The organism is Nocardia sp. NPDC059195 (assembly GCF_042754695.1).
Classification (GTDB): domain Bacteria; phylum Actinomycetota; class Actinomycetes; order Mycobacteriales; family Mycobacteriaceae; genus Nocardia.
Window position 1 is genome coordinate 1 of record NZ_JBHZBG010000011.1, and the last position, 20,975, is coordinate 20,975.

At 67.0% G+C, this 20,975-nt stretch carries 23 protein-coding genes; 10 read left to right on the forward strand and 13 right to left on the reverse strand.

Features of this window, described 5'->3' with window-relative positions; all coding sequences use genetic code 11:
- Positions 1-127: 127 nt before the first annotated feature.
- From ahcY to cofD, 10 genes are all read right to left on the reverse strand, one after another.
- Complete coding sequence (gene ahcY, locus ACFXKN_RS16050; RefSeq protein ID WP_378940396.1) at positions 128-1,609, reverse strand: adenosylhomocysteinase; 1,482 nt, start codon at positions 1,607-1,609, stop codon at positions 128-130.
- 57 nt (positions 1,610-1,666) lie between these two features.
- On the reverse strand, positions 1,667-2,824 hold the full coding sequence (locus ACFXKN_RS16055) for an alkane 1-monooxygenase (RefSeq protein WP_379433269.1): 1,158 nt from the start codon (positions 2,822-2,824) through the stop codon (positions 1,667-1,669).
- Between the two features lie 131 nt (positions 2,825-2,955).
- Positions 2,956-3,615, reverse strand: coding sequence for a TetR family transcriptional regulator (locus tag ACFXKN_RS16060; protein ID WP_379433270.1), 660 nt, complete (start codon positions 3,613-3,615; stop codon positions 2,956-2,958).
- A complete protein-coding gene (locus ACFXKN_RS16065) occupies positions 3,612-3,794 on the reverse strand; it encodes a rubredoxin (protein WP_266292625.1) in 183 nt (60 codons plus the stop codon). Before ACFXKN_RS16065 ends, ACFXKN_RS16060 begins: the two co-directional genes overlap by 4 nt.
- Positions 3,791-3,964 (reverse strand): rubredoxin, encoded by a 174-nt coding sequence (locus ACFXKN_RS16070; protein WP_358183913.1) that lies wholly within the window; start codon positions 3,962-3,964, stop codon positions 3,791-3,793. Before ACFXKN_RS16070 ends, ACFXKN_RS16065 begins: the two co-directional genes overlap by 4 nt.
- On the reverse strand, positions 3,961-5,199 hold the full coding sequence (locus tag ACFXKN_RS16075; RefSeq protein ID WP_379433271.1) for an alkane 1-monooxygenase: 1,239 nt from the start codon (positions 5,197-5,199) through the stop codon (positions 3,961-3,963). Before ACFXKN_RS16075 ends, ACFXKN_RS16070 begins: the two co-directional genes overlap by 4 nt.
- A 200-nt stretch (positions 5,200-5,399) precedes the next feature.
- Positions 5,400-5,927, reverse strand: a complete 528-nt coding sequence (locus tag ACFXKN_RS16080; RefSeq protein ID WP_379433272.1) for an NUDIX hydrolase — start codon at positions 5,925-5,927, stop codon at positions 5,400-5,402.
- Positions 5,924-6,046: a hypothetical protein gene (locus ACFXKN_RS16085; protein ID WP_378940401.1), complete on the reverse strand. Its 123-nt coding sequence runs from the start codon at positions 6,044-6,046 to the stop codon at positions 5,924-5,926. Before ACFXKN_RS16085 ends, ACFXKN_RS16080 begins: the two co-directional genes overlap by 4 nt.
- On the reverse strand, positions 6,043-7,434 hold the full coding sequence (locus ACFXKN_RS16090; RefSeq protein ID WP_379433273.1) for a coenzyme F420-0:L-glutamate ligase: 1,392 nt from the start codon (positions 7,432-7,434) through the stop codon (positions 6,043-6,045). The genes ACFXKN_RS16085 and ACFXKN_RS16090 overlap by 4 nt, the downstream gene beginning before the upstream one ends.
- Positions 7,431-8,417, reverse strand: coding sequence for a 2-phospho-L-lactate transferase (gene cofD, locus ACFXKN_RS16095; RefSeq protein ID WP_378940403.1), 987 nt, complete (start codon positions 8,415-8,417; stop codon positions 7,431-7,433). Before cofD ends, ACFXKN_RS16090 begins: the two co-directional genes overlap by 4 nt.
- 560 nt (positions 8,418-8,977) lie before the next feature.
- Between cofD and ACFXKN_RS16100 the strand changes: the two genes are divergently transcribed.
- The 8 genes from ACFXKN_RS16100 (at position 8,978) to ACFXKN_RS16135 (ending at position 16,505) form a co-directional block, all read left to right on the forward strand.
- Positions 8,978-9,211, forward strand: a complete 234-nt coding sequence (locus tag ACFXKN_RS16100) for a WhiB family transcriptional regulator (protein ID WP_133733920.1) — start codon at positions 8,978-8,980, stop codon at positions 9,209-9,211.
- A 124-nt stretch (positions 9,212-9,335) separates the two neighbouring features.
- Positions 9,336-9,818 carry a metallopeptidase family protein gene (locus ACFXKN_RS16105; protein WP_194826429.1) on the forward strand — a complete coding sequence of 161 codons (483 nt, stop codon included), beginning with the start codon at positions 9,336-9,338 and terminating at the stop codon, positions 9,816-9,818.
- A 58-nt stretch (positions 9,819-9,876) separates the two neighbouring features.
- Positions 9,877-10,251 (forward strand): DUF3499 domain-containing protein, encoded by a 375-nt coding sequence (locus ACFXKN_RS16110; protein ID WP_101466035.1) that lies wholly within the window; start codon positions 9,877-9,879, stop codon positions 10,249-10,251.
- A 121-nt stretch (positions 10,252-10,372) separates the two neighbouring features.
- Entirely contained in the window at positions 10,373-11,752 is a 1,380-nt protein-coding gene (locus ACFXKN_RS16115; protein WP_379433274.1) for a phosphomannomutase/phosphoglucomutase, read from the forward strand.
- Between the two features lie 136 nt (positions 11,753-11,888).
- Complete coding sequence (locus ACFXKN_RS16120) at positions 11,889-13,103, forward strand: tobH protein (protein ID WP_379433275.1); 1,215 nt, start codon at positions 11,889-11,891, stop codon at positions 13,101-13,103.
- Positions 13,103-14,323: a mannose-6-phosphate isomerase, class I gene (gene manA, locus ACFXKN_RS16125; RefSeq protein WP_379433276.1), complete on the forward strand. Its 1,221-nt coding sequence runs from the start codon at positions 13,103-13,105 to the stop codon at positions 14,321-14,323. Before ACFXKN_RS16120 ends, manA begins: the two co-directional genes overlap by 1 nt.
- 124 nt (positions 14,324-14,447) lie before the next feature.
- Positions 14,448-15,362, forward strand: a complete 915-nt coding sequence (locus tag ACFXKN_RS16130) for a cation diffusion facilitator family transporter (protein ID WP_379433277.1) — start codon at positions 14,448-14,450, stop codon at positions 15,360-15,362.
- Between the two features lie 192 nt (positions 15,363-15,554).
- Positions 15,555-16,505: a cation diffusion facilitator family transporter gene (locus ACFXKN_RS16135; RefSeq protein ID WP_378940408.1), complete on the forward strand. Its 951-nt coding sequence runs from the start codon at positions 15,555-15,557 to the stop codon at positions 16,503-16,505.
- Between the two features lie 4 nt (positions 16,506-16,509).
- Here ACFXKN_RS16135 and ACFXKN_RS16140 read toward each other — a convergent pair whose 3' ends face one another.
- Together ACFXKN_RS16140 and ACFXKN_RS16145 are read right to left on the reverse strand one after the other, a co-directional pair.
- Positions 16,510-17,979: a phytoene desaturase family protein gene (locus ACFXKN_RS16140; RefSeq protein WP_379433278.1), complete on the reverse strand. Its 1,470-nt coding sequence runs from the start codon at positions 17,977-17,979 to the stop codon at positions 16,510-16,512.
- A gap of 69 nt (positions 17,980-18,048) precedes the next feature.
- Positions 18,049-18,627, reverse strand: coding sequence for a TetR/AcrR family transcriptional regulator (locus ACFXKN_RS16145; protein WP_379433279.1), 579 nt, complete (start codon positions 18,625-18,627; stop codon positions 18,049-18,051).
- Between the two features lie 107 nt (positions 18,628-18,734).
- Here ACFXKN_RS16145 and ACFXKN_RS16150 point away from each other — a divergent pair, with 107 nt between their 5' ends.
- Entirely contained in the window at positions 18,735-19,151 is a 417-nt protein-coding gene (locus tag ACFXKN_RS16150; protein WP_379433280.1) for a DUF4267 domain-containing protein, read from the forward strand.
- Between the two features lie 72 nt (positions 19,152-19,223).
- Entirely contained in the window at positions 19,224-19,442 is a 219-nt protein-coding gene (locus ACFXKN_RS16155) for a DUF4287 domain-containing protein (RefSeq protein ID WP_379433281.1), read from the forward strand.
- Positions 19,443-19,525: 83 nt separating this feature from the next.
- On the opposite strand, the gene ACFXKN_RS16160 is transcribed toward ACFXKN_RS16155, so the two are convergent.
- Positions 19,526-20,890, reverse strand: a complete 1,365-nt coding sequence (locus tag ACFXKN_RS16160; protein WP_379433282.1) for a cation:dicarboxylate symporter family transporter — start codon at positions 20,888-20,890, stop codon at positions 19,526-19,528.
- Between the last annotated feature and the right edge of the window lie 85 nt (positions 20,891-20,975).

Sequence of the window (20,975 nt, forward strand, 5' to 3'; positions counted from 1 at the left end):
CAACCACCCCCCCCCCCCCGCATCACCGCTGCGGGGCTCCCGCCTGCCGGTAGCACACCGCTTCGCACCGTCACAACGACACCGGCCCGCCGACCGGATGGTCGACGGGCCGGCAGTCATGCGGGGATCAGTAGCGGTAGTGGTCCGGCTTGTACGGGCCTTCCACGTCTACGTTGATGTACTCGGCCTGATCCTTGGTGAGCTTGGTCAGGGTGCCACCGAGGGCTTCGACGTGGATCTTGGCGACCTTCTCGTCGAGGTGCTTGGGCAGGCGGTAGACCTCGTTGTCGTATTCCTGCGGCTTGGTCCACAGTTCGATCTGCGCGATCACCTGGTTGGAGAAGCTGTTCGACATCACGAACGACGGGTGGCCGGTCGCGTTGCCCAGGTTCAGCAGTCGACCCTCCGACAGCAGGATGATCGCCTTGCCCGAATCGAAGGTCCACTCGTCGACCTGCGGCTTGATGTTGATCCGGGACGCACCCGAACGCTCGAGCGCCGCGATATCGATCTCGTTGTCGAAGTGGCCGATATTGCCCAGGATCGAGTGATCCTTCATCGCCTTCATGTGCTCGAGGGTGATGATGTCCTTGTTACCGGTCGAGGTGATGACGATGTCGGCATCGCCGATCGCCTGCTCGACGGTGACCACGTCGTAGCCGTCCATCAGCGCCTGCAGCGCGTTGATCGGGTCGATCTCGGTGACCTGCACGCGCGCGCCCTGGCCCGCGAGCGACTCCGCGCAGCCCTTGCCGACATCGCCGTAACCGCAGATCAGCACCTTCTTGCCGCCGATGAGCACGTCGGTGCCGCGGTTGATGCCGTCGATCAGTGAGTGGCGAGTGCCGTACTTGTTGTCGAACTTGGACTTGGTGACCGAGTCGTTGACATTGATCGCCGGGAACACCAGCTCACCCGCGGCGGCGAACTGGTACAGCCGCAGCACGCCGGTGGTGGTCTCCTCGGTGACACCCTTGACCGACTCGGCGATGACGCTCCACTTGGTCTTGTCGGCCTCGAGGCTCTCACGCAGCAGGTCGAGGAACACCGTGTACTCGGCGGAGTGATCGGCGTCGGCGGGCGGGACCACACCGGCCTTCTCGAACTGCGCACCGCGCAGCACGAGCATGGTCGCGTCGCCACCGTCGTCGAGGATCATGTTGGCCGGCTCGCCGGGCCAGGTGAGCATCTGCTCGGCGGCCCACCAGTACTCCTCCAGTGTCTCGCCCTTCCAGGCGAAGACGGGGATGCCGGCGGGCTCGTCTTCGGTGCCGTTCGGGCCGACCACGATCGCGGCGGCGGCGTGATCCTGGGTGGAGAAGATGTTGCAGGAGGCCCAGCGCACCTCGGCGCCGAGGGCAACGAGGGTTTCGATCAGGACGGCGGTCTGCACCGTCATGTGCAGCGATCCGGAGATTCGCGCACCCTTGAGCGGGGCGACGTCGTGGTATTCACGACGCAGCGCCATCAGGCCCGGCATCTCGTGCTCGGCGAGGCGGATCTCCTTGCGGCCGAATTCGGCCAGCGAGAGGTCTGCCACCTTGTAGTCGATGCCGTTACGGACGTCAGGGGTGAGCTCGGTGCGCGCGGGAAGTTCTGAGGTCGTCACGTTGGCTAGGTTACCGTCTGGGGCCGCGCGAGTTCCCGGCTCCGTCGAGGTGGAGTCTCAGGCCGCCGCGCGGTATCGGGCCAGCAACCGTCGCGGCTTCTCGGGCGCGACGTTGGCCAGGCTCAGGTCACCGCCGTAATGGGCCGCGACCTTGGGGTCCATCACCGCACGCCACAGCGGCGGGACGGCGGCCAGCAGGATCATGGTGGCGTACCCGGCGGGCAGCTGCGGCGCATCTTCGGTGCTGCGCAAGGTCTGATAGCGCCGACCGGGGTTGGCGTGGTGGTCGCTGTGGCGCTGCAGATGGAACAGGAAGATGTTGGTGACCAGGCGATCGGAGTTCCAGCTGTCGCGCGGGGAGCACCGTTCGTAGCGGCCGTTGGGCTTGCGCGCGCGCAACAGCCCGTAGTGCTCGACGTAGTTGACGGTCTCGAGCAGCGCGAAGCCGATCACGGCCTGGATGACCAGCCACGGCAGGATAGCCGGGCCGAAGACCAGCGTCAGCGAACCGAACAGCACCGCCGTCATCGCCCAGGCCTGCAGGATGTTGTTCTCGATACTCCACCAGCTGCGACCCTGCCGGTACAGGCGCGCGCGCTCGAGTTGCACGGCCGAGGCGAACCCGCCGATCACGCTGCGCGGCAAGAACTCCCACAGCGATTCACCCATCCGGGCGCTGGCCGGATCCTCGGGGGTGGCCACGCGTGCGTGGTGTCCGCGATTGTGCTCGACGAAGAAGTGGCCGTACCCCGATTGGGCCAGCGCGATCTTCGACAGCAATTTTTCAGCACTCTCCACCCGGTGACCCAATTCGTGGGCGGCGTTGATGCCGATGCCGCTGACGAAGCCGACCGTGGCGGCCAATCCGAGCTTGTCGACGAGGGCTAGCTCGGGGCTTGTCCACATGAAGCAGGCCACGGCGAGGCTGATCAGCTGGATCGGCAGGAACAGGTAGGTGCACCACCGGTAGTACCGGTCGGCCGACAGCGCCGCGTAGTCCTCGTCGCGGGGATTGTTGCCGTCTTCACCGACGATCCAGTCCAGCACGGGAATGGCGATCAGGACGATGACAGGTCCGATCCACCAGAACACTTCAGCCTTGGTATGGAACACCAGCTGGGAGGGCAACAGCGCGCACGCCGGGGCGATCAGCCCTAATGCCCAGAGATACCGTTTGGGATCACGAAAACCCCCCGGTTTGCCAACCGTTTGCACACCCGCTCCGCTGTAAAAAGACTAATCGTCGACCGATGTGAATACTGACAGACCGTAGACGCGTTACACACCGGCAGATCATCAAACGTGGTGATGGTTACACCGGAGCGAATTCAGGCTAGTGACTTCTCTCAGTGATCCACTTCACCCGAGGGGACGCACATGCCTCGTACCTGCACAATTGCCTCGACATACGGGCTGAGCAGGGCGCTCATCTCGGCCGGGGCGTCGCGTTCCGGCACGGGCGGATTCGGGATGTAGCTCAGCGCGATGCGGACCAGCGCGTGCGCGATCACATCGGCCTCGGCGTGCGTCGCGTCCACCCAGCTGTGCATGAAAACCTCGGTCAGGCGTGCGGTAGCGTGCTCGAGCAGCGGGGCCGCGTCGAGGGTGATCAACCGCAGCAGGTCCGGCTTCATCTCCCCGCTCAGCAGCGAACGGACCAGCGGGTCGCCCGCGGCGGAGAGAAAGAACCCGGTCATCCCGACCCGGATCGCCGCGCGCGCGTCACCGATGTTGGCGTCGAGCGCCTCACGCACATGGTCGACGAGGTCGTCGGCCAGGCGCAGCGCGTAGGCCTGCGAGAGCCCTGAGCGCGAACCGAACTCGTTGTAGAGCGTCTGCCTGCTCACCCCGGCCCTTGCCGCGACGTCACCGAGCGTGACCTTGGACCAGTCACGCTCGGTGAGCAGTTCGCGCATCCCGTCCAGGACCGAATTGCGCAGCAGTTCGCGCGCGGCCTCCTGGTACGGGATGCGCGAACCTGTGCGCGGAGTGCCCGCGACGCTCACGAACGTTCGATCTCGACCATGAAGAAGTCGGACTTGCGGGCACCGCAGTCCGGACAGGTCCAGTCGTCGGCGATGTCGTCCCAGCGAGTGCCGGGCGCGATGCCGTCGTCAGGCCAGCCCTGGGCCTCGTCGTACTCGAAACCGCACTGTGCGCACTGGTACAGCTTGTAGTCGGTCACAGCGATTCTCCTACCGCCTCGAAGTCGATCTTTTCCCGCACCCCACAGTCCGGACAGCACCAGTCGTCAGGAACGGCAGTCCACAGTGTGCCAGGCGGAAATCCTTCGCGTGGCGCGCCTTTGGCTTCATCGAAGACAAAATCACACACCGGACATTTGTAGGCACTCATGACCCGACCTCGGTTCCGTACTTTTCCAGCACCTGCGCGCGGCGCTTGGGTTCGATATTGGCGCGGGTGACGTCCCCGCCGTAGTGCGCGAGCACGCGCTTGTCCATCACCTTGCGCCAGATCGGCGGGAAGTAGCCGAGCAGGATCATGCTGGCGTAGCCGCTCGGCAGGTTCGGCGCACCGTCCCAGCTGCGCAGTGTCTGGTAGCGCCGGGTCGGATACGCGTGATGGTCGCTGTGCCGCTGCAGGTGGTAGAGGAAGATGTTGGTGACGATGTGGTCGCTGTTCCAGCTGTGCGCGGGCGCCGGTCGTTCGTAGCGTCCGCTCGCGGTCTTCTGCCGGACCAGGCCGTAGTGCTCGAGATAGTTCACCGACTCGAGCAGGCTGAAACCGATCACGGCCTGCAGGATCAGGTACGGCAGCACCTCGATGCCGAACACCGCGATCAATCCGAGCCACAACACCACCGACATCGCCCAGGCATTGAGGACATCGTTGCGCAGCGTCCACGGACCCTTGTCGAGCCGACCCAGACGTTGCTTCTCGAGGTGCCAGGCCGAGCGCAGGCTGCCCAGGACCGTGCGCGGCCAGAAGGCCCAGAAGGACTCGCCGATGCGCGAACTCGCCGGGTCCTCCGGGGTGGCGACCCGCACGTGGTGACCACGGTTGTGCTCGATGTAGAAGTGCCCGTAGAACGATTGGGCCAGCGCGATGCGCGCGAGCCAGCGTTCCAGTTCGACCTTCTTGTGGCCGAGTTCGTGGGCGGTGTTGATGCCGATGCCGCCGATCATGCCGACGCTGATCGCGATGCCGATCTTGTCGACCACGTTGGCGCCGCCGGAGAAGCCGAGCCAGTGCAGGTTCGGCGCGGTGATGATGTAGCAGGCGAAGATCAGCGAGGCGTACTGGAACGGCAGGTACAGGTAGGTGAGGTAGCGGTAGTACTTGTCGTTCTCCAGGTACTCCATCACCTCGTCGGGCGGGTTGTCGCCGTCGGGCCCGAAGAACAGGTCCGCCAGCGGGATCACGATGTACACCAGCACCGGACCGAGCCAGAACGGCACTTCGGCGAGGCGATGCCAGCCGAGCTGATTGAGGCCCCAGATCAGGGGGATCGCGATCGTGAACAGGCCGGTCGGGGCGAACAACCCCCACAGCCACAGATATCGCTTGGAATCTCGCCACTGCGGCGGCGCGACCCGCTGCTCGGACGCTCCTGCATCGGTCGACATCATCGTCTCCATCCCGAGGCACATCTCACACCTGTGATGTGCGTAACTCTCTGTCACAGACGATAGGTGCGCAGATGTTCGATGTCTAGACAAATTTCGCAATTTGTAAAGTCGACATGATCGAATAACGAAAGCGACGACCGTGCCCATCGGGACACGGTCGTCGTCGTTACAGGTCAGAGACCTTTTCAGGGGCCTTTACATCACCCTTCTGACCGAAGCAGAACGTCGGCGCCCGCCGGTAGCCCGTCGACCGGCCACCACCGCAGATCGGTCGATTCTGAGCTGCGGACCGGCACCGCGCCCGGGGGTGCCACGAGCTCGAAGAGCAGGTCGAGGTGCCGCGTCGGCACACCGAGCGAGCAGGTGATCGGGTGCGCCTGCACGCCGTAGAGACCCGACGTGAGGGTCAGGTCGGGAATGCCGGATTCCTCCACCGCCTCCCGCAGCGCCGCGTCCGGCACGGTCTTGTCGTCGGGTTCGCAGTGACCACCCAGCTGGATCCAGCGACCGACGCGCGGATGCAGGGTGAGCAGGATGTCGCGCCGGTCATGGGACAACACGATGGCCGATGCGGTGATGTGGCCGGGGGCGTGTTCGCGCAGGCAGCCACGCGGCGCCGAGCCGAGGAAGGCCAGAATCGCTTCGCGCAGTGAGCGATCCGCGTTCGTGTCCGGCTCCCACTCGGTGAGCAATCCGGTTGCCGAGGCGTGCAGCGATTCCGCGCTCATCGGAGCAGCTCCGTCATCGCGGCGTGCGGCACCGCGCCGGGCTCCGGCTGTGCGGCAGGTGCCGGCTCTGTGGTCGCGGCACGCAGCTCCGACGCGGCGGCGCGCGACTGCGCGGTCACAGCTCCACCAGCCCAGCGCCGGGCGAGCTGACGGTGCGCGGGACAGGCTCTTCCAGTGGATGACCGATTGCGATGGCGCCCAACGGCATCCAATCCTCGCCGAGGCCGAGGACCTCGCGGACGATCTCGGGCGCGAAGATGGTCGAGCCGATCCAGCAGCTGCCGAGGCCATCGGCGGCCAGCGCGACCAGCAGGCCCTGCACCGCCGCGCCGACTGCCACGGTGAACATCGTCTGCTCAGCGGCCTGGCGACGAGCGTCGGGGTAGTCATGTGCGCCGTCGGGCACGCAGAACGGGATGATCACCTCCGGTGCGTCGAAAAGGATGCGACCGCGCGCGATTCGACGCTGCACGCGTTCGGGGGCGAGCCCGTCGGCGGTGAGGTCGGCGCTCCACTTCTCGGCCATGGCCTCGAGCAACCGCGCCCGCAGGGTCGCCTCGCGCAGCCAGACGAAGCGCACCGGGCGGGTGTGGTGCGGCGCGGGGGCGGTGAGGCCGACCGCGACGGCGGCGCGGATCCGCTCCGGGTCGACGGCTTCGTCGGCGAACGCGCGCACCGAACGACGCAGCGGCACAGCCTCTTTGCGACCCTGCTCGAGCGCCTCGGCGGTGCCGAGCCAGAACAGGTCGTCGACGCCGCCGCGCAGCAGCGCCGCCGCGGTCGATCCGTCGTCGTCGGTGTCGAGCCCGCGCACCACCGCCACCGGGACTCCGCCGAGCTTGCCCTTGACCAGATCGGCGGCCGCGGCGAGTTCATCGGCGATGGCCACCAGCGTGACGTGCAGTTCGTTGCCCTGCCCATCAACAGAGCCGGCGTAATCATGGAGCACCCGCAATCCGGCCGACCCGATGGCCGCGTCGATCTGCCCGTTGCGCCAGGCGCGACCCATGGTGTCGGTGATGACAACGGCCACGTCGACGCCGAGCCGCGCAGCGAGCGCGGTGCGCAGGGCTTTCGCGCTGCCATCGGGATCGATAGGCAGCAGCACCAATTCACCCTCGGCCACATTGGAGCCGTCGACCCCGGAGGCCGCCTGCACGATGCCGAGCCGGTTCTCGGTGATGAGGGTGCGGCCCTTGCGCGCGAGCACCCGGACGGCCTCGTCCTCGACGAGCTTGCGCCGAGCGGTGTCGCGCTCCTCGGGGTCGATCGGCGCGACGACGATGCGCCCCTCGGCCTTCGACACGATCTTGCTGGTGACCACGAGGATGTCGCCGTCGGCGAGCCAGGGCGCTTGTGCCGCAAGATGTTCGGCGATGTCGTCACCCGGCCGGAACTCCGGCAGGCCGGTCACCGGAAGGATCCGCAGCTCGTCGGCGGCATGGTCGGGCAACGCACCGCCGCCGTTCGCCGGCCGGATCGAGGGGGCCGCCTCGTGTGCGCTCATGCCTTCACTCCCGCCAATTCCAGTGCGGCGCGCGCCATTTCAGCGGTTGCCTCGGGGTCGCTCATCAACAGCGGTACGCTGCGCACCTCGACGCCGGGGACATCCGCGGAGTCGGTGGAGTGCACCAGCCACCCGTCGAGAATGCCGGTGGCCGAGCGGGCGCCGTAGTGGCGACCGATCGCCTCCGCGGTGGACTCGACGCCGATCGCCGCGAGGCACTCATCGGCCATGCCGCGCAACGGCTTTCCATCGATCACCGGCGAGAGCCCGATCACCTTGGCTTCGCTGGTGCGCAGCGCACCCCGGATCCCGGGCACGGCGAGGATCGCGCCGATGCTCACCACGGGGTTCGACGGGGCCAGCAACACGGCGTCAGCAGTGCCTATGATTTCGGTCACATTCGGCGCCGGAGCGGCTTGCTCGGCGCCGATCGAGGCAAATCCGTGGGTCGGGAGGGCCGCGCGATACCGCACCCACCATTCCTGAAAGTGGATCGCGCGACGTTCGCCAGCATTGTCGGGATCGCTGACCACCACGTGGGTTTCGCAGCGATCGTCGGTAGCCGGAATCAGCTGCACGCCCGGTTGCCACCGATTGCACAGTGCCTCGGTGACCGCGGACAGCGGATATCCGGCGCGCAGCATTTCGGTGCGAATGAGATGGGTGGCGATATCGCGATCGCCGAGGCCGAACCAATCGGGCTGGGCGTTGTATTTCGCCAGCTCCTCTTTCGCGTGCCAGGTTTCGTCGGCGTGGCCCCAGCCACGCTCGGTATCGATGCCACCACCGAGGGTGTACATGCAGGTGTCGAGGTCGGGACAGATGCGAAGGCCATGCATCCAGACGTCGTCGCCGACGTTGACGATGGCGGAGATGTCGGCTTCGGGCAGCAGCTGCCGGACGCCTTGGAGGAACCGGGCACCGCCGACGCCGCCGACGAGAACGGCGATCTTGGGCTCGCGCACCGCGTGTTGTGCAGTCACAGGGTCACAGCCTAGTGAGTGGCGGTTGCCGGTTGGTTCCGCGCCGAAGTCCAGTGAATTTGCTGATCGTTAGCCACAGCACATAACAAGATCAACACGAAAGGCGGGTGCGGAGTGTAACGGAAGGGTGACGGCGGGTTGACCACCGGCAAGTGCGGCGTGTCTAATCACAGACATGTCATTCCGGTCACCGCGAGAGGGCATAGCGCGGGGGCGTTTGCGAGAAGGTTCCAGCTCGCCGAAACGGACACAGCGCGAGGTCGTAGCGCGGTGGACGTTCACGAGAGTTTCGATCTCGCCGGAAGGCAGGCTTGGGGAAGCCCGCGAGACTACGTCGCGGTGTTGGGCCGTCGGAGTTCTCATCGGACCGACGGAAAGAATCATTCTGCGCTAACACATAGTGAGGAGGCGGAACGATGACCGAAGATCTGGTCTCGCCGACCGATTCCACAGCAGGCGCAGCTCACGCTGTCTGCGCTGACATGAGCTGGCAGGAACCGGACGTGGTAAGCGAAGTCGCGGCTCCCCGGCTGAGTCTGGTCGTCACGGGCTTCGACGAGATGTTCGAGTCGATCGAGGAGCAGTGGCAGGAACGTGCCCTCTGCGCTCAGACCGACCCCGAGGCGTTCTTCCCCGAGAAGGGCGGCTCGACGCGTGAGGCCAAGCGAATCTGCTTGGGCTGTGAAGTACGTGACCAGTGCCTGGAATACGCACTGGCACATGATGAACGCTTCGGAATCTGGGGCGGTCTCTCGGAACGAGAGCGTCGCAGGCTGAAGCGCGGAATCGGTTAAGTGACTGTTCGAAAGTAGACTCTCTCCAGGCCTGGCCCGGAGCCACGCAGGCGCAGTACGTCGGTGTCTCCGGGCGAACGCCCTTGTTGATCTTCACGGTGCAGGCGAGAGAGGTGAAAGACCCATGGCACGTTCCCGGCGTCATTCCCCGGCACCCACCGCTCGTTCGGTGACCCGCCGCGGCCGCGGTGTCCGTGGCCCCATGCTCCCGCCGACGGTGCCCGCGTGGCGCACCAGGGGCCAGAAATTCGATCGGCTCGTGCTCGAGGCCTTCGCTCCGCTCGACACCCGCTGGCACGATCGACTCACCAAGCTCGATATCGCCGTCGACGATGTCCCGAAAATCCGTCCGCTGCATCCTGATTCGGTCACCTGGCCGGACGAGGTCGTCGCCGACGGACCGGTGCCACTGTCGCGGCTCATCCCCGCGGGCGTCGACCGCCACGGTGCGGCCACCCGCGCCAGGGTGGTGTTGTTCCGCAAGCCGCTGGAATTGCGCGCCGCCGATCCCGACGATCTGGTCGAGTTGCTCCGCGAGGTACTCGTCCAGCAGATCGCAACTTACCTCGGCGTAGACCCCGATCTTATCGATCCGGAGCCCGAATAAAGGCGTGTCCGTATCCACTTTCGGCGCGCGGAGGGTTAATCTCGACGTCGTGATCCCTATGCGTCGTTGCTGCCGACCCGGCTGCAAGAACCCGGCTGTAGCGACGCTGACTTATGTGTACTCCGACTCGACCGCCGTCGTCGGACCCTTGGCCACCGTCGCCGAACCACACTCCTGGGATCTCTGCGAAACGCACGCCTGCCGCATCACCGCGCCCAAGGGCTGGGAACTGGTCCGCCACGAAGGCGGCTTCTCCTCGAGCACCCCGGACGACGACGACCTCACCGCCCTCGCCGAAGCTGTCCGCGAAGCGGGCCTGCGCCGCCGCCCCGCCGAAGCCGACCAGCCGGGCTACCGCGACAACGCCCCCGCGGCCCCCCGCACCGCACGCACGGGCCGACGCGGCCACCTACGGGTTCTGCCAGATCCGTAACTGGTCTCGCGAGTACATGGACCACCTCCCAGCCTGCCTCCCCACACAGGGGCCGCCGAAACTGTCGCGCTAGGCGGACCTGTACGGCCGAAGTCGCGGAGTGGCGGATACGCTTAGCCATATGACGACCCTCGCGCGCTCTGGCGAACTCGTGAATGCCGTGATCAAGGCTTATGACGTCCGCGGGGTGGTGGGCGAGCAGATCGACGAGGCGTTCGTCGGCGATGTGGGCGCATCCTTCGCCCGCCTCATGCGCGATGAAGGCGCCACCCGCGTCGTGATCGGCCACGACATGCGCGACTCCTCCCCCGCGCTGTCCCAGGCTTTCGCCGCGGGCGTGCAGGCCAACGGCCTCGATGTGGTGCACATCGGCCTCGCCTCCACCGACCAGCTCTACTTCGCCTCCGGCAAGCTCGGCTGCCCCGGCGCCATGTTCACCGCCAGCCACAATCCGGCCAAGTACAACGGCATCAAGCTGTGCCGGGCGAACGCGCTGCCCGTCGGCCAGGACACCGGGCTGGCCACCATCGCCGCCGAGGTCATCGCGGGTGTGCCCGCCTATGAGGGCACGCCGGGCACCGCGACCACTACCGATCTGCTCGCCGACTACGCGACCTACCTGCGCGAGCTGGTGAACCTCGACGAGATCCGCCCGCTCACCATCGCGGTCGACGCGGGCAACGGCATGGGCGGCCACACCGTGCCCGCCGTCCTCGGCACGCTCGGTCCCATCACGATCGTGCCGCTGTACTTCGAACTCGACGGCTCGTTCCCCAATCACGAGGCCAACCCGCTGGATCCGAAGAACCTCGTCGACCTGCAGGCGCTCGTCCGTTCCAGCGGCGCCGACATCGGCCTGGCCTTCGACGGCGACGCCGACCGCTGCTTCGTCGTCGACGAGCGCGGCGAGCCGGTCTCGCCCTCGGCGATCACGGCCATCGTGGCGCAGCGTGAGCTGGCCAAGGAGCCGGGTGCCACCGTGATCCACAACCTGATCACCTCGCGCGCGGTGCCCGAGCTCGTCGAGGAGCTCGGCGGCAAGCCGGTGCGCACCAGGGTCGGGCACTCGTTCATCAAGCAGGAGATGGCTTCGACCGGCGCGGTGTTCGGCGGCGAGCACTCGGCGCACTACTACTTCCGCGATTTCTGGGGTGCCGACTCGGGCATGCTGGCCGCGCTGCACGTGCTGGCCGCGCTCGGTGAGGGTGAACGTCCGGTCTCGGACCTGATGGCCGCCTACGACGTGTACGCCGCCTCGGGGGAGATCAACTCCACCGTCGCCGACGCCGCCGACCGCACCGCCGCGGTGCTCGCCGCGTTCGCCGACCGCACCGAGTCGGTGGACCGGATGGACGGCGTCACAGTCGACCTGGGGAACCACGCCTGGTTCAACCTGCGTGCCTCGAATACCGAACCGCTACTTCGACTCAATGTCGAGGCCGGATCGCAGGACGAAGTAAACGCACTCGTGACCGAGATCCTGAGCATCGTCCGCGCCTGACTGGGAAGATGAAACCAGTACCAGTGGAATCACATGCCCGGTATTCGGCGACGGCAGATTACGAGCATTGCCGGTGCCCGGCTGGAATAGTGGAGTCACGGACGACACAGCGCGATGAGGGGAGGTGGATTCGGCGATGATCGCTGGAACACCGGTATTCGACCTCGACGATGCCGAGTCGCTGGCGGCCGCCGACACCGGCGGCGCCCTGCGCTCGGCGGCTTCGGGCGGCGCCCAGGTGCGTGCCACGGCCGCCGCGGTCGCTGAAACCTCGCTCATCGAACGGCTCTCCGACCTGCGCCCGCGCAGCCTCGTACTGGTCGCGGGCTCGGGTCGGGCCGCGCGCGCGGCCGGGCTGCTGGTCGCCACGCTCGGCGACCGGGCCGGGCTGCCGATCGTGCCCGTCACCTCGCTGCCGCCGTGGGTCGGCCCGCTGGACGTGGTCCTGGTCGCCGGCGACGACGCGGGCGATCCGCGGCTCATCGACGCCGTCGACCGTGCCCTGCGCCGCAGCGCCGAAGTGGTGATCGCCGCGCCCAACGAGGGTCCATTGCGTGCGGTCGCCGCCGGTCGCGCGATCGTGCTCGAACCGCGGGTGCCCGTGCTCGACCACAACCGGCTGCTACGTTTCCTCGCCGTCGGGATCGCGGTGTTACGCGGTGTCGACGCCCAGCGCAGCGGCCCGGCCACGCCGGACCTCACCGCGCTGGCCGACATGCTCGATGCCGAAGCACTGCGCGACGGCCCGACCAACGAGGTCTTCCACAACCCGGCCAAGACGCTCGCCGCGCGCATGCACGGTGTCGGTGTCGTCCTCGCGGGCGACTCGCCAGCCGCTGTCGAACTGGCCGGTCACGGTGCCGAGGTGCTGCTGCAATCCGCGGGCAAGCTGGTTTCGGCCGCCGATCTCGCCGATGCTGTCGCCGCGGTCGGCCGCCTGGCCGCGACCACCGGCGGCACCGCGCCCGGCTTCGATCCGCTGTTCCACGACGAGGAGCTCGACGGACCGGCCCCGGTCGACCGGGTGCGGGTGCTGGCCTTGAGCGTGCACCCCGATCAGGCCGCCGCCCGGCGCAAGCTCGCGGTCTTCGAAGGCGCCGGCGCGGGACTGGTCGACGCCGATCTGGTCCATGCCGATGTCGATGTGCTGCAATCTCAGCTCGCCGACCCGGGTGCCGCGATCGAACGAACCGCTGCCGAGTCCGCCGCAGGGGGCGGTCACGGCAGTGAACTCGAGCAGCTGGCCGTGCTCGCGCTGCGGCTGGACATGGCCGCGGCTTATCTTCGACTGACCGGTGCGCGCGGTGTCACCGCGCCCGAACCGGATCGATACGACGGGGGACGCTACTAGTGCAGGAACTCGTTGGTGCGCTGCGTTCCTACGCATGGGGGTCGCGCACCGCGCTCGCTCAGCTGTGCGGAAGGCCGGTACCCTCGGCCCATCCCGAAGCCGAACTCTGGTTCGGCGCGCACCCGGCCGATCCCGCGCACGTGCAGACCGACTCGGGCGAGCGCTCACTGCTCGAGGTACTCACCGCCGACCCGGCGGGCGAATTGGGCGCGGTGGCCGACACTTTCGGCACCCGGCTGCCGTTCCTGCTGAAAATCCTCGCCGCCGAGGAACCGCTGTCGCTGCAAGCCCACCCGAGTTCGGCGCAGGCGCGCGCCGGATTCGAACGGGAGAACCGCACCGGCGTCGCGCTGGACTCGCCGCTGCGCAACTACCGCGACGACAGCCACAAGCCCGAACTCGTTGTCGCACTGGAGCGTTTCGAGGCACTGGCGGGGTTCCGCGACCCGCATCGCACCGTCGAGTTGTTGCGCGCGCTCGACGTGCCCGGCCTCAATGTCTACGCCGAACTGCTTGCCGCCCAGCCTGATTCGGCCGGCCTGCGAACCCTGTTCACCACCTGGATCACCCTGCCGCCCGCCGCGCTGTCGAAGCTGCTTCCCACGGTGCTAGAGGGCTGCGTGCACTACCTGTCCGGCAAGGGCGCGCGGGCGTTCACCGCCGAGGTGCGCACCGCGCTCGAACTGGCCGAGGTCTACCCCGGCGACGCGGGTGTCCTTGCCGCGCTGCTGCTCAACCGGCTGACCCTCGAACCGGGCCAGGCGCTGTTCCTCTCGGCCGGCAATCTGCACGCCTACCTGCGTGGGGTCGGGGTGGAGATCATGGCCAACTCCGACAACGTGTTGCGGGGCGGGCTCACGCCCAAGCACGTCGACGTGCCCGAACTCCTGCGGGTACTCGACTTCGAACCGATCGACCTACCGGTGATCGAACCCGAACCCGGCGGCGACGGCGGCATCCGATACCGCACGCCCGCACCGGAATTCGCCCTGTGCCGCTTCGACCTCGGCGCCGAGGCCGAGCCGGTCGTACTCGCCGATGCCGGACCCGGCATCGTGCTGTGCACCGCGGGCACGGTCGAGCTCTCCGAGAACGGACGCACTCTCATCGTCGAACGTGGCAGCGCGGCCTGGATCTCCGCCACCGACACCGACATCAAAGCGCGCGCGCTGCGCGGCCCCGCCCAGCTGTTCAGCGCCTGCGTCGGCGACGGCAACTGATCTGCGCCCGAGGCGAAACCTCCCCCATCGCTGCGGCAATGCGCGAGAGACAAATGACCGCTTCGCGGCTGTGTCCTATTAGGCTGTGGCGAGTCGTGTTCAGTGAGCAGAAGGGCGGGCCGGCATGTCGGCTGGTGGTGGCAAGAAGGCGATCGTCGCGGCGTTGGTGGCCAACGCGGGGATCGCGGTGGCGAAGTTCGTCGGCGCGTTCATCACGGGGTCGGCATCGATGATGGCCGAAGGTGTGCACTCGGTCGCCGACACCTCGAACCAGGGTCTGCTGCTGTTCGGGCAACGCGCCGCCGCCAAGGACGCCGACGACCTGCACCAGTTCGGGTACGGCCGTAACCGCTACTTCTACTCGTTCGTCGTGGCGCTGGTGCTGTTCACCCTCGGCTCGGTGTACGCGATCTACGAAGGCATCCACAAGGTCCAGCACCCCGAGGAGCTGAGTCAGCCGATCGTCGCGGTCGTCATCCTCGTGATCGCGATCGGCCTGGAGACCTTCAGCTTTCTCACCGCCGTGCGCGAATCCCGGCCACTCAAGGGCAATGCGAGCTGGTGGCGGTTCATCCGCAACTCGCGCAGCCCCGAGCTGCCGGTAGTGCTGCTCGAGGACACCGGCGCACTGATCGGTCTGATTCTCGCCCTCGGCGCGGTGGGGATGACCATGGTCACCGACGACCCGATCTACGACGCCATCGGCACCCTCTCCATCGGTGTCCTGCTCGGCATCATCGCGATCGTGCTGATCGTGGAGATGAAGAGCCTGCTCATCGGTGAAGGCGCCACCCCCGAACAGGGTCAGGCCATCCACGAGAACTTGGTCGACGGCACCAAGATCACCTCGGTGATCCACCTCAAGACCCAGTACATCGGCCCCGAGGAAATGCTGGTCGCCGCCAAGGTGGCCATCGCACCGAACCTCGACATCGCCGGAATCGCCGAGGCCATCGACGCGGCCGAAACGCGTATCCGCGCCGCGGTACCGACAGCCCGCCTGATCTACCTCGAGCCAGACCTCTACAGAGTCAAATAGCGGCTGGCTGTATCTATTTGCGGCTGGTGCCGCGGTTCTCGGCGCTTAACTCCACCTCTTCCCTCCCTACGGGCACTCCTTCGTCGCACCCTTCGGTCAGTCCATCGGCGGAGGCGCGCCGAGAACACGGCGGCCCGGGGACACGGTGCTGGGGTCGGGAGTGTGGCTCTACGTTGGCGGTAGCGTTCGCTTATGGCCGAGCAAGGTGGAGACAGCAAGGTCGCGATCATCGCCGCGCTCGGGGCGAACGCGGGCATCATGGTCGCCAAGTTCATCGGCGCTTTCATCACCGGCTCGTCGTCGATGCTGGCCGAGGCGGTGCACTCGGTGGCCGACACCGGCAATGAGGCGCTGCTGCTGGTCGGACGTCACCGAGCCGAGCAGGCGCCGGACACGCTGCACCCGTTCGGGTACTCACGCAACCGGTACTTCTATTCGTTCGTTGTCGCGCTCGTGCTGTTCGTGATGGGCTCGCTGTTCGCGATCAACGAGGCGATCCACAAGATCCGGTTCCCGGCGGAGATCGAATCGCACTGGGTCGCGATCGGGATCCTCGGTGTGTCGTTGGTGTTGGAGAGCGGCAGCTTCCGCACGGCGCGCAAACAGTCGGCGCCGCTGAAGGGTCAGCAATCGTGGTGGCATTTCATCCGCCACACCCGCAATCCTGAACTGCCCGTGGTGCTGCTGGAGGACGCGGGCGCGATCATCGGCCTGCTGTTCGCTCTCATGGGCGTGTGTCTGACGGTGCTCACCGGCAACGCGGTGTGGGACGGCATCGGCACACTCCTCATCGGCATTCTGCTCGGTGTGAACGCCGTGATCCTGATCGTGGAGACCAAGAGTCTGCTGATCGGTGAGGGCGCGACGGCCAAGGACGACACCGCGATTCGGTCGGCGCTGCTCACCGATCCGCGGATCGAGCGGGTCATCCGGATGCAGACCCAGTACCTCGGGCCGCAGGACCTGCTGATCAACGCCAAGATCGCGCTGCACGCCGGCCTGGATATCACGCAGGTGTCCGAGGTGATCGCGGCCGCGGACGGCCGCATTCACGCCGCTGTGCCGAACGCGTGCACGATCTATCTCGAGCCCGATCTGTTCGAGCCCGACAAGGTCCACGACATACCGATGAAGCCGAGCTGAGCGGCTACCGGTAGGCGGGTGCCTCGCCGCGCAACAGGTCGAGTGGGTCGGTGACGATGCCGAAACGGTTGCGCAGCAGGTGTTGTGCCGCGTGCAGCCCCGGCATCCCGTGGACGCCGGGCCCGGGCGGGGTCGATGACGAGCACAGGTAGGTGCCCGGAATCGGGGTGGAGTAGGGGTTCCAGCGAGCGAGCGGCCGGAACAGGGTCTGGCGCGTGGTCATCGCGCCCGCCGAGATATCGCCGCCGACGTAGTTGGCATTGTGCGCGGGCATGAAGGCCGCCGGGCGCACGTGTTTCGCGAGGATCAGGTCGCGGAAACCGGGCGCGAAGCGTTCAACCTGGTCGATCACCTGGTCGCTGATATCGCGATCGGTTCCGTTGGGAACGTGGGCATAGGTGTAGAAGGTGTGCTGGCCCTCGGGCGCCCTGGTGGGGTCGACGACGCCGGGCTGAATGGCCAGGACGAACGGCCGATCGGCGAATCTGCCGGTGGCGACCTGATGTTCGGCGCGCATGGCTTGCGCCCTGGTACCGACCAGGTGCAGGGTGCCCGCCAGGTCGGCGCCCGGTGCGGCCCACGGCACCGGCCCCGACAGGGCGAAATCGACCTTGCAGGCGGCGTTTCCGTACTGAAAACGCCCGAGGCCGTTGCGGTATCGCGACGGCAGCCGGTCACCGGCGATGCGAAGGAGTTCGGCGGGCGAGGTGTCGAACAGCACCGCGCGCGCGGTGGCGAGTTCGGCGAAATCGTCGACCCGGTGCCCGGTGCGCACCTCGCCACCGAGGCTTTCGATCTCGGCGATCATCGCGTTCGGGATCGCCTGGCTGCCACCGCGCGGGATCACCCAGCCGCCCGCGTGCGCGAGGGTGCCGAGCAGCAGGGAGGCGCCGACCGCGGGGAAGGCGCGCGGTGAGGTGATGGCGTGGGCGGCCACACCGCTGAACATCGCGGGCGCGACCTCACCGCTGAAACGGTTGTCGGACAACGGGGATGCCTGTTCGAGCAGGCGGGTAGCGAACTTGATACCCGTGCCGACCCGCAGCGGTGGATGCCGCAGATCCGACATGGCCAACTCGACCACCTCGGGCCAGTGCTCGACCAGCGGCGCGAACAGGTCGCGCCAGGCCCCGCCGTCGCGCCCGAGGTCGGCGACAGTGGATTCGAGGTTGCGCCAAGCCAATCCGGCGATCCCACCGTCGAGGGGGTGTGCGTAGGAAACGGTCGGGGCGAGCAGTTCGACGCCGTGCGCCTCGAGATCGAAGGCGCGAAAGAAGGGTGATGCCAATGCCATCGGATGCGCACCGGCACAGATATCGTGATGGAAGCCGGGCAAGGTCAGCTCGGCCGTGCGCGAACCGCCGCCCGCCTGCTCCTGCGCTTCGAGAACCCGCACCGACAACCCGGCGCGAGCGGCGATCACCGCCGCGGCGAGACCGTTCGGCCCCGAGCCGACCACAATTACTTCCGCCATTGCCGTCCCTTCGCACGCATGCCTACCTGCTCCAACCTACGCGGACCCGGTCCGCGCGCCGATGAGCGCTCAATCCGCCGCTTCGCTGGCCCCGTCTACCAGCAAGGCGATGCGGCGTTCGCGGAGTTCGGGGCGCAGCCGGCTGCTGCGCTCGAGGGTCGCGAGGCCGTGCAGGGAGGCCCAGGCGACTTCGGTGCGGGCGCCGAGGTCGTCACCTTCGGCGTACGGGGTGAACATCGCTTTCAGACCGGCGAAGGCGTCGCGCAGGGGCTGCGGAGCGTTGAGGCCGAACTCGAGGTCGGTCTTCTGCTCGAAGATGGCGTCGTAGCGGGCGGGGTTGTCGGTGGCGAAGTCGAGGTAGGCGCGGGCGACATTGGCGACCACTTCGGAATGGGTGGTCGCCGCCTCCCTGGCCACCTTCAGTTTCTCGGCGAACTCGACGCAGCCCTGCAGGGCAACAGCGCCGACGATCGCCGCCTTGTTCGCGAAATGGCTGTAGAGCACGGGCTGGCTGTATTCGATGCGGTCGGCCAGTTTTCGGATGGTGACCGCGTCCCAGCCGTCCGCTTCGGCCATCTCACGTGCGGCGTCGATGATCCGCTGATGCCGTTCGGCGCGGTCGCGTTCTTTGCGCTGTTGCGTGCTCATGCTTGAAATTCTAGCAGTGCTAGACAAGATAGCGAGGCTGGGTTATGGTTCTCTCAACACCTAGCGCCGCTAGATTTCAGAGCACAGCACAGATTCAGGAGCACATCATGACCACCTCGCGCATCGCCACCGCCCTCTCCCTGCTCGGCGGGCTCTTCATCATCTACGTCGGCATCAACTACCTGATCGCCCCGGAGGCGACTGCCGCGGGCTTCGGCCTTCCCGCGGTGCCCGCGGGCGACGCGGTGGCGTTCCTGAACCTCAAGGGCGTCCGTGACATCGTCAGCGGCGTGGTGATCCTCTCCCTGCTCGCCACCAAGCAGCGCTTCGCGCTCGGCGTCGTCATGCTGGCCACCTCACTCACCCCATTCGGCGACATGACCACCGTCCTGAGCTGGCAGGGCTCCACCGCCACCGCGTTCGGTGTGCACGGCTTCACCGCGGTCCTGGTGGCGCTCGCCGGCGTGCTGCTGATCCGCGAGCGCCGCGTGAGCTCGACCGAACGCCCACTCGTCGCGGCATGAGTCGCCGCCGATGAATTCCCTACCGCCACGCCGTCTGTACCGATAACGAACACCCATCGAGGAGGAACCACCATGGCGAACGCACCGCACGGCCCCGCGTCCTACTTCCCCACCATCGAGGCCAAGTACGGGCGCACCGTCGACGAGTGGTTCGCGCTGCTCGCCGCGGCCGAGCCGAGCGGCCACACCGCATTGGTCAGCTGGCTGAAGTCCGAGCACAGCCTCGGCCACGGTCACGCCAGCGCCTTGGTGCAGTTCCACCTCAACCCCGGCAAGTGGTCCAGAATCTAACCCCCCACAACGGCGCAGCCGGTCCCGCATCCGACACCACCGATAGGCCCCGCGATTTCTCATCGCGGGGCCTATCGGCTTTCTCACCGCACTTCGACCGACTGCGCTGGCGCAGGTTTGGTGAGTTCGACGGGCTGATCCACCTCGTGATCGTCGACCATCGTCTCCTCGTCGAACGGCAATTCACGGTCGAGCACGCGGCGGGTCCGGTCGGCGTCGACCGTCGCGGTCCAGGTGCCGATGAGCAGCGTGGCGACCGCGTTGCCCGAGAAGTTGGTCAGCGCACGGGCTTCCGACATGAAGCGGTCGATACCGACGATCAGGCCGACACCGTCGAGCAGGTCGGGGCGATGGCTCTGCAGACCGCCCGCGAGGGTGGCCAGACCGGCACCGGTGACACCGGCGGCACCCTTGGACGCGATGATCATGAACAGCAGCAGGCCGATCTGCTCGCCGAGCGCGAGCGGCTTGCCCATGGCGTCGGCGATGAAGATCGAGGCCATCGTCAGGTAGATGGCGGTGCCGTCGAGGTTGAACGAATACCCGGTCGGCACAACAACACCCACCGTGGTGCGCTCCACCCCCGCGTGTTCCATCTTCGCGATCAGTCGCGGCAGCGCCGACTCCGACGACGAGGTCGCCACGATCAGCAGGTACTCACGCGACAGATACCGGCACAGCTTCAGGATCGAGACGCCCGAGACCACCCGCAGGATCACGCCGAGCACACCGAACACGAACACCAGACACGTCAGATAGAACGCGATCATCAACGTCGCCAACTGCACCACCGCCGACCAGCCGGTGCGCCCGACCACATTCGCGATCGCGCCGAACGCGCCGATCGGAGCCAGCCACAGGATCATCGACAGGATCCGGAATACCAGCTTCTGGCCCAGCGCGACCGCGCGCAGGATCGGCGCGCCGGCATCGCCCATCGCCTGTACGGCGAACCCGACCAGCAGCGCGACGAACAATGCCTGCAGCACGCTGCCCGCGGTCAGCGATGACACGAGCGTGGTCGGCACGATGTTCTCGATGAAGTCCCACGTGCCGCCCGCACTGTGTGCCTGATCGGCGTATTTCGCACCCGCTCCCGCGGTGCCGACATCGAGTCCGTCACCCGGATCGATGAGGTTGCCGACGACGAGCCCGATGCCTAGCGCGACCGTCGACATCACCAGGAAATAGCCGATGGCCAGGCCACCGACCTTGCCGACGGTGGCGGCCGCGCGCACCGAACCGATGCCGAGGACGATTGTGCAGAAGATGACGGGTGCGATCATCATCTTGATCAGGTTCACGAACACGGTGCCGAGCGGCGCCAGTGACTGACCGAATTCCGGGGCCACCCGGCCGACAATGACGCCGGCCACGACCGCGATGATCACCGCGATGTACAGCCAGTGGGTATGGTCGCGTTTCCGCGCTGCGGTGGTATCACTCATGCCGACGAGCATGAGGAACTATTGTGACGGCCGTCACTTTGTTCCATAAGTTTCATATAGGCGCATAACGTTCGAGAAATCCAGG